The organism is Corynebacterium sp. HMSC063A05 (assembly GCF_001809695.1).
In the GTDB taxonomy this organism is placed as follows: Bacteria; Actinomycetota; Actinomycetes; order Mycobacteriales; family Mycobacteriaceae; genus Corynebacterium; species Corynebacterium amycolatum.
Window position 1 is genome coordinate 255,962 of the sequence record NZ_KV798504.1, and the last position, 12,965, is coordinate 268,926.

Genomic DNA, 12,965 nt, shown 5'->3' on the forward strand with positions numbered 1-12,965 from the left:
CCCCCCCCCCGTGTTAAGTAGCAAGACATGTCTTTCACCGGGCGTCTCGGCTGCCAAGTTTTCCAATTCGGCGGGCTTTGCTGAGCAGCTCACTCGCTTGGGACTATGAATGATCGGCCCATGGCAGCTCCACGAATTTAGGTTTGACTCATCGATTGAGGCTCCAGCTGAATAGAAATGACCGCCCCAGGCACTTAGCCCTGAAGCGGTCTTTTCTATCAAATTTGTGAACTGAACTCGAGGTTACGCTGCGTCGCGAGCGCCGAGCTCCTTGTCCAGGCGCAGCAGGCCAGCGCCATCGTCACCCAGAATCTCCAGGCGACCGATGATGCCGCGGACGGTGTCCTCTTCCTCAATCTGCTCAACTACGAAGCTATCCAGCAGCGGACGAGAGTCGATGTCACCTTCGCTGTCAGCAAGGTTGCGCAGGTTACGGATAGATGCCGAAACCTTCTCCTCGTGCTCGAGCGCAATGCGGAATGCATCGATAGCGGATGTGACCTTCACCTCCGGCGCCTCGACGGCGCCGATCTGCGGGCGATTGTCGCGAGCGTCAAGGTGGTTAATGAACTGGTTGGCGTGATCGATTTCTTCCTCCGCCTGTGCACGCATCCACTCTGCCATACCAGAAAGGTCCAGCAGGTCCAGCTCGATAGCGAGCTGACGGTAGACGTGCGAAGCGGTGAGCTCCATAGTGATCTGGTCGTTGAATGCCTTTTCAAGGGTATCTGTGAGTCGCATACCTCCACTATAGGCAAAACCCTCGTAAACAACAACGATTATGGCGCTGCCCTTATAAGCCAGGCCTTGCCTACTTTGCAATCGTGAGCTTAACCTCAGCGGTATGGCTACACTCACATCCGCAAACCCATCTACCGATGAACTTCTTCACTTTCTTTCCCGACCAGCACAAACGACACCTACTTCAGCGCCGGAGCTCCCCGCCACTCCCACAGTCACCGCCATCGCCGTCACCAGTATGGACGGACGTGGCGCCATCGAAGGCACCTCAGGACAGCTTGGCAATGACACCGACGCCACAATTTTCAACACGCTTCGTGCGCTTGCCGACGTCGTTTTCGTCGGCACGGGCACCATTGTCGCAGAAGACTACGGCCCAGTTGAGATACCGGAGCACCTAGAGGCCGTTCGTCAAAAGCTTGGTCGCTCTGAGCATGTGGCAATGTCCACGCTCTCGCGTTCCTTGGACTTGGACGTAGAGTCCGACTTTTTTACAAACGCAGAAGCGAATCCTCCGATAATCTTCACCCCTACTGAGGACACTTTTAATAGCGAAGAGGAAACAGCCGCGCACGAGAACAAAGTTAAAAAGATAGAGTCAGCCGGGGCGCTCGTCGTTAAGCTCCCTAACCCCTCAGTAGGTGCGGCGATAACGTGGCTGGCCGAGCACGGCTACCGCGACATTGTCGTAGAGGGTGGTCCGACGATGTATCGAGAGGCGTTGCAGCAAGGGTGCGTTGACGAAGTGTTCCTGACGTTGTCGCCGACGTGGGTGGGTAACGGTCCCCTGACTTTCGGCGAGAACGATCCTGAAGAGGAATCGAACTCGACGAACCCGCAGGCTTTTGAAGTGCGGGGTATCCTACGTTCCGACTCACACATCTTCCTACGCTATTCCCGCAGCTTCACCCAGTAGGGTGGAGTATTGTGAGTAAACCAAAAATCGACGTGAGCGCAAGCGCAACGGCATTAACGCAAACGTCCAAGGACACGCCAGGAACACCTTCGGTGGCTCCACGCCCTCTGTCTCGGCAGGTGTCGCGAGGACTCAGCGCTTTCTTGTGGCCTATCGCAGCTGTGGTAATTTTTCACCGCACCTGGGTTTTGCCGAAAGACGTGTCTGGCACAGATGACTTTACGACGGTCTGGTCAGCAATTAATCGATTCGTGTCGCAGGTACCCGTTTATTCGGAAGACTACGTAACAGCCGATCCGCACTATCTGTATTCCCCAGGCGCTACCCTACTTTTAGCCCCGATTGATTTGTTCGGCTCGCTTGAATCGGGCCGAATCTGGTTTGCGGTATTTCAGTCAGCTGCAATCATTGCGGCAATTGTGTTGCTACTCAGGTGGCTTGGTATTGCGCGCTCTGGCCCCATCATTCCAGCGTCGATAGCACTGCTTTACCTCACGGAACCCGTTACCAACACGCTTGATTTTACGAACGTCAACGGTTCACTGTTCCTTGCATTAGTGCTGTTTTTTATTGCACTGACCGAGCGACGCAATATCCTGGCCGGCCTGATTATCGGTATCGCAATCACTATCAAGCCCGTATTCTTGCCAATGCTGTTCCTACCGTTCATGCGCAGGCAGTTCTCTACGATACTGACCAGTATCGGGGTGGTAATTGCAGCCAATGCCGTTGCGTGGCCGCTCATGGTCCAACCACGTGACTACCTAGATATCACTATCCCCTACCTGGGAGTTGTCCGTGACTTTGCGAATGCTTCACTGACTGGGCAGCTTGTTTGGCTGGGTGCCCACCCGACATTGATCTTGCTGTGGCAAATCTTTTTCGGCATTTTTGTCTTGGTATCTGTCGTTCTCCTTCTTCGCTGGCTCGAAAGGGATGAGAAATTCTGGATTGCTACAACTTCCGGAGTTCTCTTCACCGGCGCGTTCTTCCTTTCCAGCCTAGGACAGCAGTACTACTCGATGACGCTCTTGCCAATGGTTCTCACCGTGCTTCGCCCATTGGTTTTGGATTGCGACAATGAAGGAAATATTGGTTCGACTGTCATGTTGAATTGGGGCGCAGGACTCGGAGTCGTACTCTGTTTCTTCTACGCCAATTGGTGGATTGATGAGGATGACCTATTTTTCCCGTGGTTCACGGTTGCAATCGGCGGTATTGGATGGGCCGTTCTTATTCTCTCCATCACGGCAGCACTGATTCGAATGACGATTGTGGATGCCGTCAATGGGCGTAGCTTTGCATCCGGCTTCAGCTGGCTGGGTGACTGGAAGATCGCAGGCGGGAAGTTTAATCAGGAATCTGATCTCAAGTCTGAGGAGGCTATTCAGAATGGATAATTCGCATAGCGAAGACTGGAATCTAAGCGAAGAAGAATGGCGCGAACTCCTCAGTGTCGCAGAGTACCAGGTTTTGCGTCAGGCAGGTACTGAACGCGCCTTCACCGGTGAGTACACCGATACTAAAACTCAAGGTGTATACCGCTGCCGGGCTTGTGGTTACGAGCTGTTTCGCTCGAACGAGAAGTTCGACTCTCACTGCGGTTGGCCATCTTTCTTCTCTCCACTAGCAGGAGACCGCATTATTGAGCGACGAGATACGAGCCTCGGTATGGTCCGCACCGAAGTGCTGTGCAGTCGTTGCAAGTCTCACCTCGGCCACGTCTTTGAGGGAGAGGGATACAATACTCCAACCGACCTGCGTTATTGCATCAATTCAATTTCACTCACGCTGGAACCGGACAAGACGGCTGAATAACCGGATAAAGAAACAGCGCCGCTGGTCACAATCCCGTCAGTTAACGGGGCTTGACCAGCGGCGCTGCTGATTTTCTCGTAGATTGCACGGGCTACGGCAGAACGTTGATAATCTCCCCGATGTCATCGACGCGACGGCCCGTGTGGAACGGAATCTCTTCGCGGACGTGCAGACGAGCCTCGGTGTAACGCATCTTCCACATCAAGTCCACAATGCGGTCGAGCTCCGGCCCCTCGAATGCAAGGATCCACTCGTAGTCGCCGAGTGCGAACGCCGGGACAGTATTGGCGCGCACATCCGGGTAGTCACGACCGGCCATACCGTGTTCAGCAAGGATGCGGCGACGCTCGGTTGGCTCCAGCAGGTACCAGTCGTAGGAACGGACGAATGGGTAAACCGCAATCCATCGTCCTGGCTCTTCACCCATGATGAACGACGGCAGGTGCGACTTATTGAACTCAGCTGGACGGTGCAGCGCAGCGTTCGACCAGTGCGGGGTGGATGCCTGGCCCAGCGGAGTCTCGCGCAGGAAAGCGTTGTAGAACGCCTGCAGATCTTCCAGTTTCTCTGCGTGAATCCAGAACATGAAGTCAGCTTCAGCACGCATGGCCGAAACGTCGTAGAAACCACGGATGATCAGATCGGTGTCTTCGTAACGAGCCAGGAATTCCTTGGTCTTAGCCACTGCCTCTTCGCGGTTTTCTCCGAGTGCGCCCGGGGTCACCTTGAAGGTAGACCACATGGTGTAGCGGATGGTGTCGTTGAGCTTCTTGTAATCGAGCTTGGTCATCAGTTCTCTCCTAGTTCGGTTGAAAAGTCTGTTCAAAAATTCAATGGTTCGGCGCCAGTTTCGTACTCAGCACCAATCTCGCAGCTTTATCCCAGCTCCGCAGCAATCTTGTTAGCCGCAGCCTTGGCGTTGGAAATACACTCCGGAATGCCCGGGCCACTGAGCCATGCCCCTGTTGCTGCAAGCTTAGGCACCTCGTCCAACTCGTGGCGAGCAAAATCCATCAAACCTCCATGCCCCATATCGAAGCGTGGAATCCCTGCCCACCAACGCTGGACGAAAACCGCTGTCGGTTCAGCATCAAAGCCAGTCGCCTTAGCCAAATCCGCCTTTGCCCTGGCGATGAGGTCTTCGTCGCTGCGATGCACGTGCGAGTCATCATCAAAACGGCCGAAACTTGCCCTCACAACGGCACCGTAGCGCTCACCAATATGTGGCCACTTTCGGGACGACACTGTGAAAGCTTTCGCGGACAGGTCCGCACCAATCTCACACAACACGCCGTTGATCTCCGGCAGTCCGTCCGATGTGTCGAAACACATACCGACCACCGCCGAGTTCGACGTGTCTACCCCACCGATAAGCTCTGCCGCCTCTGGAGCAAGGCTGCTCAACAGCTCTGATGTGGTTGCAGAAGGTGCCGCCAGGACAACACCGTCGACGTCGATCGTGTTAACGCTCGTGCCGCTTTCCGACGGCGCTTCCACTGTCACCTCAAAGCCATTGTCATGCTGCCGCAAGCCAGCAGCCTTCGTCGACAAGAGGAGTTCGGCTCCCGATTCGTCGGCAAGCGTGTTGTAGAGGACCTCGAAGCCATCTCGGAACGTTTGGAAGACTACCGGTTGCTTCGTCTTCGCAGAGTCTGTCGCAGCCTCACTGCTCAGACGCGCCTGCTGCGCCTGCTTACGTGCTTCCAGAACGCGCTGGACAGCGCCGGTGAGGCTGACATGATCACCGACACTGGCAATTTCATCAAGCGCTGCCGCCAGCTGTGGGATGGTCGCACGCAGGCCCAGATTGTATGCGGTGGTTGAGTAGACGCCCCCGAGCAGCGGGGAGACGATGCGGTCAACCACTTCTTCACCGAGACGCGCCGCGACCAGCTGGCCGACATTCATGTCGTCGCCCAGTACCCAGTGCAAGGCTGGAGTGAGCTCGGGGTTCGACTCAGCATCAATCTTGGCGAGGGTGGCCTCGCTGAGGAGATAGCCCAACCCCTCTGAGCTTCCTGGAATACCGGTGACCGTATTGCGCGGAAGGTCCTTGAGCTCACCGCCAACGTAGAGCTTGGAAGGCAACCCCGAAGGGGCGACTAGCTGATCCGCCAAACCGAGTTCCTTGAAAAACTCGGTGGCATCGTGACGGAATGCCAGGTACGCCTCAGCGCCCGCTTCAAGAGGGCCGTTAGCTCCTGGTCGAGTCTTCAGCTTGCCGCCGACCTGTGCACTGGACTCGATGACAATAATTCTTGCGGCGGGTCCGAGCTTTTTACGCAACTCATACGCTGCGGTCAGGCCGGAGATACCGCCACCTACGACGGCAATGGTAGAAGGTTGTGCAACCACGGTATTTCGTACGCTTTCTCTATGCCCGCCCCTCGAGCGGGCACGGTCGATAAGACTTGTAGAAAATTAGCTAGTGCGTGTTTTACACGCCTGTTGCGTCGGCTATTACGTTGCGTGAATGATTTCAACGGCGCGCGTAATCGCGTCGGCATCGGTATTCGGTAGCACCCCGTGACCCAAGTTGAAGATATGTCCACGGGCATCACCACGCTTAATTGCACGGTCCGCTTCAGAACAGATGCGCTGGATCTCTTGGGTCATTGCAGCTTCACCGGCAAAGAGAATCGCCGGGTCAAGGTTACCCTGCAATGCAAGGCTGTTTTGCGCCGGGTCTGCGCCTCGGTGAACGTCGGAAAGCGTGGCACGAATGCGGTTGGCAGCAACGTCCAGTGGCACGCGCCAGTCGACACCCATGACTTCTGGGCCGGCTTCAGCCATCGCACCGAGAAGCTCGCCGGTCCCCACACCGAAGTGGATGCGCGGAATGCCGACGTCGGCGAAGGCCTGGAAGATTTGCTTCGAGTACGGCAACACAAAGCGGCGGTAATCACGCTCGGTAAGATAGCCAGCCCAGGAGTCGAAGAGCTGAATAGCGTCCACGCCAGCGCCAATCTGCGCGCGCAGGAAAGCAATCACCATCGGAGTGATTTTCTGCATCAGGTGACCCCACAATTCAGGGTCCGAGTGCATCAGCGCCTTAGTGCGCTCGTGATTGCGGGATGGACCGCCTTCAATCAGGTACGACGCCAAGGTGAATGGTGCACCGGCGAAACCAATGAGTGCCTGGGTATCAGTCAGCTCTTGCAGAATGAGGCCGATACCCTCGGCCACCGGAGCGAGTTGCTCTTCTGTGACTTCCGGTAGCGCCTTGATGTCTGATTCTGAGCGCACCGGAGTATCCAATACTGGACCGCGACCAGGAACAATATCCAGGTTGACACCCGCGGCCTTCAGCGGCACGACAATATCGGAAAAAAGAATCGCAGCATCAACGTCGTGCCTACGTACCGGCTGCATAGTAATCTCAGCGAGCAGTTCCGGACGGAAGCAGGAGTCCAACATACCGATGTCCTTGCGCACCTCACGGTACTCAGGCAGTGAACGACCGGCTTGCCGCATAAACCACACCGGGCGGCGCGAAGGAGTTCGACCGTAAGCTGCATCAAGAATCGGGGCATCAGTCAAAGTGCGACGATTGTTCATACCGACAATCATGCCCCACTTACCTTAGAAATTAATGTGTGGGGTACTAAGAACAGGGAAATCGCTCGCCCTGCTGTGCGTTTTCGGCGAAGCGTTTGGTCGCTTTCCGCTCTGTTCGGCGCGCCTCCCACTAACGCAAGCGTCATATGGCTAAGTTCAGGCACGTGAATGGAACCGATTCAACGCCACAGAACTTCCGCGCCGCGGTCGAGTCAATGCACTCTGCTGAACTGCGACCTGAGATTGCTCTGGGCACCGTTCGGCCACCGCAGAAGCTGGCACCGTTTAGCCACGCTGTCTCGCTTGAGGTCACGCAGCCCGAAGCTGATATTGTCCCCGAGTCCTCGGACGATGATGCCTTTGGTCGTTTAATTTTGCTCCATGACCCCCGCAGTGAGGAAACCTGGGACGGTGACATGCGCTTGGTTGCATACATCCAGGCAGATATGGATGCCTCCCTCGCGGAAGATCCGCTGCTTCCCCAGGTTGCCTGGCAATGGCTCACCGAGGCTCTGGCTGAGAACAACGCCGAACTGTCGAACTTGGGTGGCACGGTGACAACTACGAACTCTGTCCGCTACGGCGAGATTGGTGGCAAGCCACAGGCCTTTCAATTAGAAATGCGCGCATCGTGGACTGCTCGTGGTACCGACCTGCGCACTCACGTTGAATCCTTCGCTCAGGTACTAGCGAACGTCGCCGGTCTGCCACCCGTCGGCGTATCCCTGCTGGGCTGATACTGGCAACTGCTGATACCGACGACCGAAGAGGCGAGCGATGAGCTCCGACGTGGAAACTAGTCCCGACGTAGAGGTAAGACTTGCCCCCGCCGAGGGAACTCCACGCGTGCTTTCCGACATCGACGAAATTATTGACGCCGGTGAGCAGCTAGCCAAAGGACACGGTTGGCTCGCAGTCGATACTGAACGAGCTTCGGCATATCGCTACGATGACCGCGCCTTCCTGCTTCAATTTCGCCGCCGTGGAGCGGGCACCTTTCTCATCGATCCCGAAGACGGGCGCAAGGCGATGGCCGTTTTCGGTTCCTCAGTCAACGACCTGACCTGGATTATTCACGCAGCTCATTCTGACCTTCCCTGCCTCGCAGCCCTGGGCCTCTACCCCACCAAAGTCATTGACACTGAGCTGGCCGGTCGCCTTCTCGGACTCGAGCGAGTCAACTTAGCAGCTCTGACAGAACGACTCCTCGGAGTTGGACTTGCCAAGGGGCACGGTCGAGAGGATTGGTCTACTCGTCCACTGCCAGCGGATTGGCTGGACTACGCAGCCCTGGATGTCGAGCTGCTCATCGAACTCGCCGAGGTTCTTTGTCAGGCGCTAGCTGAGCTCGACCGTTTGGAATGGCTAGAGCAGGAATGCGAACGCGAACTCGCTACCAACCGTAAATACCTCGATGGTCTACACGTCGGACACTCGTGGCAAGGACTCAAAGGCATTGGGAAGCTGCGCACTTCCGAACAACTCCACGTCGCCCGTGCACTGTGGACTGAGCGTGACGAAATCGCGCAGCAACGTGATGTCTCCCCAACACACATCATGGGGCACAGCGTTCTACGTACAATCGCAGAACAACTCCCAGGTACGCAGCGTGAGCTGACTGCAATCCGTGGATTTCCACGTCGCCGTCGCGGTGCTGCGGATGCTTGGTTGAAGATCGTTAATGAAGCCCGTCAGGAACCCAGGTCATCATGGCCGAAGCCTCAAAAGCCGCCTCGCAACGAGATGCCACACTTTCGGCGTTGGGCTGAACATGCCCCACAAGCCGCCGAGATTTTCGAAACCACGCGAGACTGCATCGACAACGTCTGTGCCCAAATACACCTGCGCAAAGACACACTCATCACTTCCGCGCAGACACGTGAACTTGTTTGGTGGATTCACAGCCGCGCAGTCGGCTCATTCGTATTCCGCCACCACGACAACTACGCTGGCGGCCTGCCAGCCGTTACAGAAATCTCCGCCCACCTCAGCGAACAGGGTTTCCGCCCATGGCAGGCACATTTGCTTGCCGACGTAATCGGCGCCAACGTCCTTGCGCCCATGCGGCACCCACTCTAGCTACAGCTGCTCTAGCACCGCGATGGTTTCAAAGTGATGTGTTAGGCCAAATGCGTCTACGACCTCGAGGTGTTTGAACGCGTAGCCGTGGTCAGCCCAGTACCGGGCATCGCGCGCAAAAGTCGCCGGATCGCAACCGAAATGTACAACCGTGCGTGGCTTGGCCTCAGCAATAGCGGCAATGGCATCCTTACCGGCACCGGAGCGCGGAGGGTCGAGAACGACGACATCCGGATTTGGTGTTTTCTCATTAGCAACTTCGCGGCGCACAACCTTGGTGACATCCCCAGTAACGAACCGAACTGGTGCCGCAGGTGTCGCATTCCCACTGTGATCAGCTGCAGTGAAGGCCCTGCGCCCCGCCGTCGCTGCCGCGGCAAACCCCTCGACAGAGAGAATTGATCCCTCAGCGTCTACTAGCTTGCGCAGCGCCGCCGCCAGAACGCCTGCGCCGCCGTAGAGATCCCAAGCACAGGAGAAGGACTGACCGGCCAACAGGCTAATGATGCGCGAGCCATAGAACTCAGGAGCATAGCGATGAGCTTGCCAAAAACCGGTAGTCGGCACATCGAAAGTAATGCCGTGAACAGTGTGCTGTGTGGTTGGCTCGCCTTCAATCACTGTTTGCTTGCGATTCCGGCCACTGCCGGAGACGTACACAGCGCTTCGGTTACCCTCGGCATCCATTGCCACATGGAGTTCTCCCAGCTTCGGCTTCTTGCGACCTCGACCGCTAGCGGGCTTAGCAACGGGGATGGTTCCGGCCGTCGAAAAGCCAGCGATGAGATTGGGAACTGTTTGGACGCACTCGGAGCCGATGACGAGCTCGTGGGAACGGGAACGACGTAACCCCGCTCGTCCCTGGGAATCCACGCCCAGCCGCACGCGCGTGCGCCAACGGGAGGTGGGAGCCAGTGGAAGGACATCGATAGCTGGCAGTTCGTCGGCGGTGAAACGTCCAAGCCGGCGCAGGCAATCGGTCAGGACATCAACCTTGAGACGCGCCGCGTGCTCAGGATCAATAAAACCCCAGTCGCAACAACCCGCGCCCTGCCGAGCTGCTTCGCAACGCTGTGAAATTCGATGCTCTGAGGCATCCAGAACCTCAACGACATTGCCGCGCCACAGCTTGGCATCAGGTTTGGCAATTTCGACAACAACGCGTTCGCCGGGGATGCCGCCGGTGACGAAACCGATACGTCCGTCATAGCTGGCAATGAATTCTCCGCCGGCAGCGGGACGGTCAATAGTCACTTCGATGTTCACGCAGTGTGATACTACCCGCTGACAAGAGAAAAGCCGCCGTCGGGTGACGGCGGCGGGCAGCGCACAGTGGCGCCTGCAAATCCTTTTCTAACTGGACAAGCAGCTAGCTTCTCTGTGCTGGCGGGTTGACCAAACTAATTGGTGGAACCATCCGGGTTGATACCAGTAGCGCCTGGCACCTGCCCTGGTTCACCTTCAGCTTGAGCAGCCTGGGTCTGCTGCTGGTATGCCTGACGAATCTGCTCCGCCATCTGGGACGGCAGCGTAACCGGAAGCGGCTGACCTGCCGGCATCGGGTTCTCACCGCGAGAGACGAAGCTACGGGCAAGGAGACCGCGGGCGAGGTCCGCAAGTTCCTCCGCCCGATCAGCCGGACCGGAGGCCGTCATGCGAAGCATCCAACGCGGGCCGTCGGCGCCAATGATTCGCATCTCCATATCGGAGGTGCGGCCAACGACCTCAGAACCCCACGGCCCCTGCTCAACGTGGACATCGAGGCCATCGGACTCAAGACCGTCCTTGATTTCCTGAGCGGACTCCTCCCAGAGGCCACCCGACGTCGGAGCAGCGAATGCTACAGGAGTTACGCGACCATGCTCAGTGGCGACGTGCAGCATGGTTGGACCTGTCGGCCCCATCTCCACCTGAATATCACCAACGTGAGGAATAGGCAGCAGCATCGAACCGAGGTTCAGGCTGGCCTTAGCGAAGTCTGAAAAATCAAACTGCGTCGGGCTAGCGCTGCTGATATCGAAGGGGCCGTTTGCTGGTGCGTTCTCCGCGGCGGTTTCCGACGCGTCGTCATGCAGGGTTGCGGTAGCTTCCTCAGAAGCTGGCGCCGCAGAGTCGGTGGTAACGGCCTCTGCCTCGGCAGCTGGTTCTTCTGGCTGGTTCTTCTTTCCAAATGGCCACATGGTGGTTTATTGACACCTCGCTAAAAAGAAATTTTTGTATACACCTTTGTAAACGCTTTATTGAGCTCTTCACGCATTGAACCACACTTGGTGGGGTCCCCGCGCTGTCAGAGACGTTTTAAAGCGTCGTGGACACTCCGGTTGACCCGTGACCGCCCGCACCGCGTTCAGTTTCATCGAGTTCATCGACCTCCACCATCGGACTGAGCTCGACCTTCTGCACAACCAACTGTGCGATTCGATCACCTTTGGTGATCTCCACCGCATTGGTCGGATCCAAGTTGATCAGGCAGACTTTAAGCTCACCACGGTAACCGGCATCAATCGTGCCGGGAGCGTTGACGATGGATAGCCCCTTTTTGAAAGCCAATCCGGAGCGTGGATGAACCAATCCCACTGTGCCCGCCGGCAAGGCAATGGCAATTCCGGTTCCGACGAGTGCCCGTTGCCCTGGTGCTAGGACGACATCCTCCGCTGAGCTCAAATCCACACCGGCATCATCAGCATGCGCACGCTGGGGGATCACTGCGTCTTTAGTGAGCTTTTTCACTTGCACCGGAGCATAAGTCATCTCTTCGTATATCCTTCGCTGTCGCGTCTTTTAAGAACCGCACTTCGGCCTTGTCAGTACCGAGCATAGCCGTGCCCTAGAATGGATAACCGTGAGTGGAAAAGATAACCTGCAGCCTCGTCGCGACGACAGCTCAGCATCCGTCTCTGAAGGTGCGGCAATAACAATCAGCTCGAGCGGAGATTCATCGATTGTCTATTCCGAAAAGCTCTGGGTTCCCTGGTGGTTCTGGGTACTCGGCGGTGTTGCCGTTTTCGTATGCACGGCTCAGATTGGCTTTAACCGTTCACCGATTTGGCTTGTCATCGGCGGCATTATTTGTCTAGCCGTAGGCGTGTGGGTGCTGTTGACTATGTCGAAGACCACGGTGTCCGTGGAAGTGGACAGCACTGGTGAACGCTGGCTTCACGCTGGCACGGCAGTTTTGCCAGCATCGGTCGTTGCCAAATCCCTGGTGGTCCCGAAGTCCGCGCAGCGCAATGCGTTGGGCCGTCAGCTCGATCCAGCAGCATTCCTGGTTACGCACACGTGGATTCCCACGATGGTGCTGCTAGTCCTCGACGATCCAGACGACCCAACCCCCTATTGGCTGGTCTCCACCCGCCGCCCCGAGGCACTACTTGACAGTCTCTTCGACCGCTAGGTCACAATCTCTCACCGCCGCTACACGCTTGCCGACGACCCCAGCGCCGCCATAACCGTGGTAGTGGCGGTTTTCCTTTTCCTAGGAAGTTATCCCAGTTGTGCGGGGATTAGGCACAGTCCTGGCAGATGGGGAAACCATCGCCGTTATCGATTGCAATCATCGAGCGGTGCATGACCATGAAGCAGGAGCCACAGGTGAATTCATCGTCTCCCTTCGGGGCGACATCCATATCGAATTCTTCACCCGCGATGTCGGCGACCGGCAACTCGAACGGCTCGACAATTTCGCCGTCGTCGGTGTCTTCGATTTCCTTCTCAGCAGATGCAGCCTGAAGGCCCTCGAGGGAATCGGTCTCCAGCTCTTCGGTTTCACGAGTACGCGGGGCATCGTAGTTTACAGCCATGTCCCAAACCTTCTTTCTGGACCTTTGCTAGACATTGTGAACTGACTTTTTCT

General features: G+C 56.8%; 14 protein-coding genes. 6 read left to right on the forward strand and 8 right to left on the reverse strand.

Features of this window, described 5'->3' with window-relative positions; genetic code table 11:
• Positions 1-243: 243 nt before the first annotated feature.
• The gene (locus HMPREF2651_RS07665) at positions 244-741 is read right to left on the reverse strand and encodes a ferritin (RefSeq protein ID WP_016422668.1); all 498 of its coding nucleotides are present in this window, start codon (positions 739-741) and stop codon (positions 244-246) included.
• Between the two features lie 103 nt (positions 742-844).
• Between HMPREF2651_RS07665 and HMPREF2651_RS07670 the strand changes: the two genes are divergently transcribed.
• The 3 genes from HMPREF2651_RS07670 to msrB are packed head-to-tail and all read left to right on the forward strand — an operon-like array spanning position 845 to position 3,475.
• Complete coding sequence (locus tag HMPREF2651_RS07670; protein ID WP_070586020.1) at positions 845-1,657, forward strand: dihydrofolate reductase family protein; 813 nt, start codon at positions 845-847, stop codon at positions 1,655-1,657.
• Between the two features lie 11 nt (positions 1,658-1,668).
• Positions 1,669-3,057: a glycosyltransferase family 87 protein gene (locus HMPREF2651_RS07675; protein WP_224792280.1), complete on the forward strand. Its 1,389-nt coding sequence runs from the start codon at positions 1,669-1,671 to the stop codon at positions 3,055-3,057.
• A complete protein-coding gene (msrB, locus tag HMPREF2651_RS07680) occupies positions 3,050-3,475 on the forward strand; it encodes a peptide-methionine (R)-S-oxide reductase MsrB (protein ID WP_016422665.1) in 426 nt (141 codons plus the stop codon). Before HMPREF2651_RS07675 ends, msrB begins: the two co-directional genes overlap by 8 nt.
• A 91-nt stretch (positions 3,476-3,566) precedes the next feature.
• On the opposite strand, the gene hemQ is transcribed toward msrB, so the two are convergent.
• From hemQ to hemE, 3 genes are all read right to left on the reverse strand, one after another.
• A complete protein-coding gene (hemQ, locus tag HMPREF2651_RS07685) occupies positions 3,567-4,265 on the reverse strand; it encodes a hydrogen peroxide-dependent heme synthase (protein WP_049181517.1) in 699 nt (232 codons plus the stop codon).
• Between the two features lie 86 nt (positions 4,266-4,351).
• Positions 4,352-5,830 (reverse strand): protoporphyrinogen oxidase, encoded by a 1,479-nt coding sequence (gene hemG / locus HMPREF2651_RS07690; protein WP_049181520.1) that lies wholly within the window; start codon positions 5,828-5,830, stop codon positions 4,352-4,354.
• Between the two features lie 105 nt (positions 5,831-5,935).
• A complete protein-coding gene (hemE, locus tag HMPREF2651_RS07695; RefSeq protein ID WP_038628855.1) occupies positions 5,936-7,045 on the reverse strand; it encodes a uroporphyrinogen decarboxylase in 1,110 nt (369 codons plus the stop codon).
• Positions 7,046-7,179: 134 nt separating this feature from the next.
• Between hemE and HMPREF2651_RS07700 the strand changes: the two genes are divergently transcribed.
• Together HMPREF2651_RS07700 and HMPREF2651_RS07705 are read left to right on the forward strand one after the other, a co-directional pair.
• A complete protein-coding gene (locus tag HMPREF2651_RS07700) occupies positions 7,180-7,770 on the forward strand; it encodes a DUF3000 domain-containing protein (RefSeq protein ID WP_038628853.1) in 591 nt (196 codons plus the stop codon).
• Between the two features lie 40 nt (positions 7,771-7,810).
• A complete protein-coding gene (locus HMPREF2651_RS07705; protein WP_049181522.1) occupies positions 7,811-9,112 on the forward strand; it encodes an HRDC domain-containing protein in 1,302 nt (433 codons plus the stop codon).
• Here HMPREF2651_RS07705 and HMPREF2651_RS07710 read toward each other — a convergent pair whose 3' ends face one another.
• The 3 genes from HMPREF2651_RS07710 to dut all read right to left on the reverse strand — a co-directional run bounded on the left by HMPREF2651_RS07710 (position 9,113) and on the right by dut (position 11,863).
• A complete protein-coding gene (locus HMPREF2651_RS07710) occupies positions 9,113-10,378 on the reverse strand; it encodes a class I SAM-dependent RNA methyltransferase (RefSeq protein ID WP_038628851.1) in 1,266 nt (421 codons plus the stop codon).
• 134 nt (positions 10,379-10,512) lie between these two features.
• A complete protein-coding gene (locus HMPREF2651_RS07715) occupies positions 10,513-11,292 on the reverse strand; it encodes a DUF3710 domain-containing protein (RefSeq protein ID WP_038628848.1) in 780 nt (259 codons plus the stop codon).
• Between the two features lie 118 nt (positions 11,293-11,410).
• Positions 11,411-11,863, reverse strand: coding sequence for a dUTP diphosphatase (gene dut / locus HMPREF2651_RS07720; RefSeq protein ID WP_038628845.1), 453 nt, complete (start codon positions 11,861-11,863; stop codon positions 11,411-11,413).
• 166 nt (positions 11,864-12,029) lie between these two features.
• Between dut and HMPREF2651_RS07725 the strand changes: the two genes are divergently transcribed.
• On the forward strand, positions 12,030-12,506 hold the full coding sequence (locus HMPREF2651_RS07725) for a DUF3093 domain-containing protein (RefSeq protein ID WP_038629599.1): 477 nt from the start codon (positions 12,030-12,032) through the stop codon (positions 12,504-12,506).
• Positions 12,507-12,615: 109 nt separating this feature from the next.
• On the opposite strand, the gene HMPREF2651_RS07730 is transcribed toward HMPREF2651_RS07725, so the two are convergent.
• A complete protein-coding gene (locus HMPREF2651_RS07730; protein ID WP_049181524.1) occupies positions 12,616-12,912 on the reverse strand; it encodes a DUF4193 family protein in 297 nt (98 codons plus the stop codon).
• Positions 12,913-12,965: the final 53 nt, after the last annotated feature.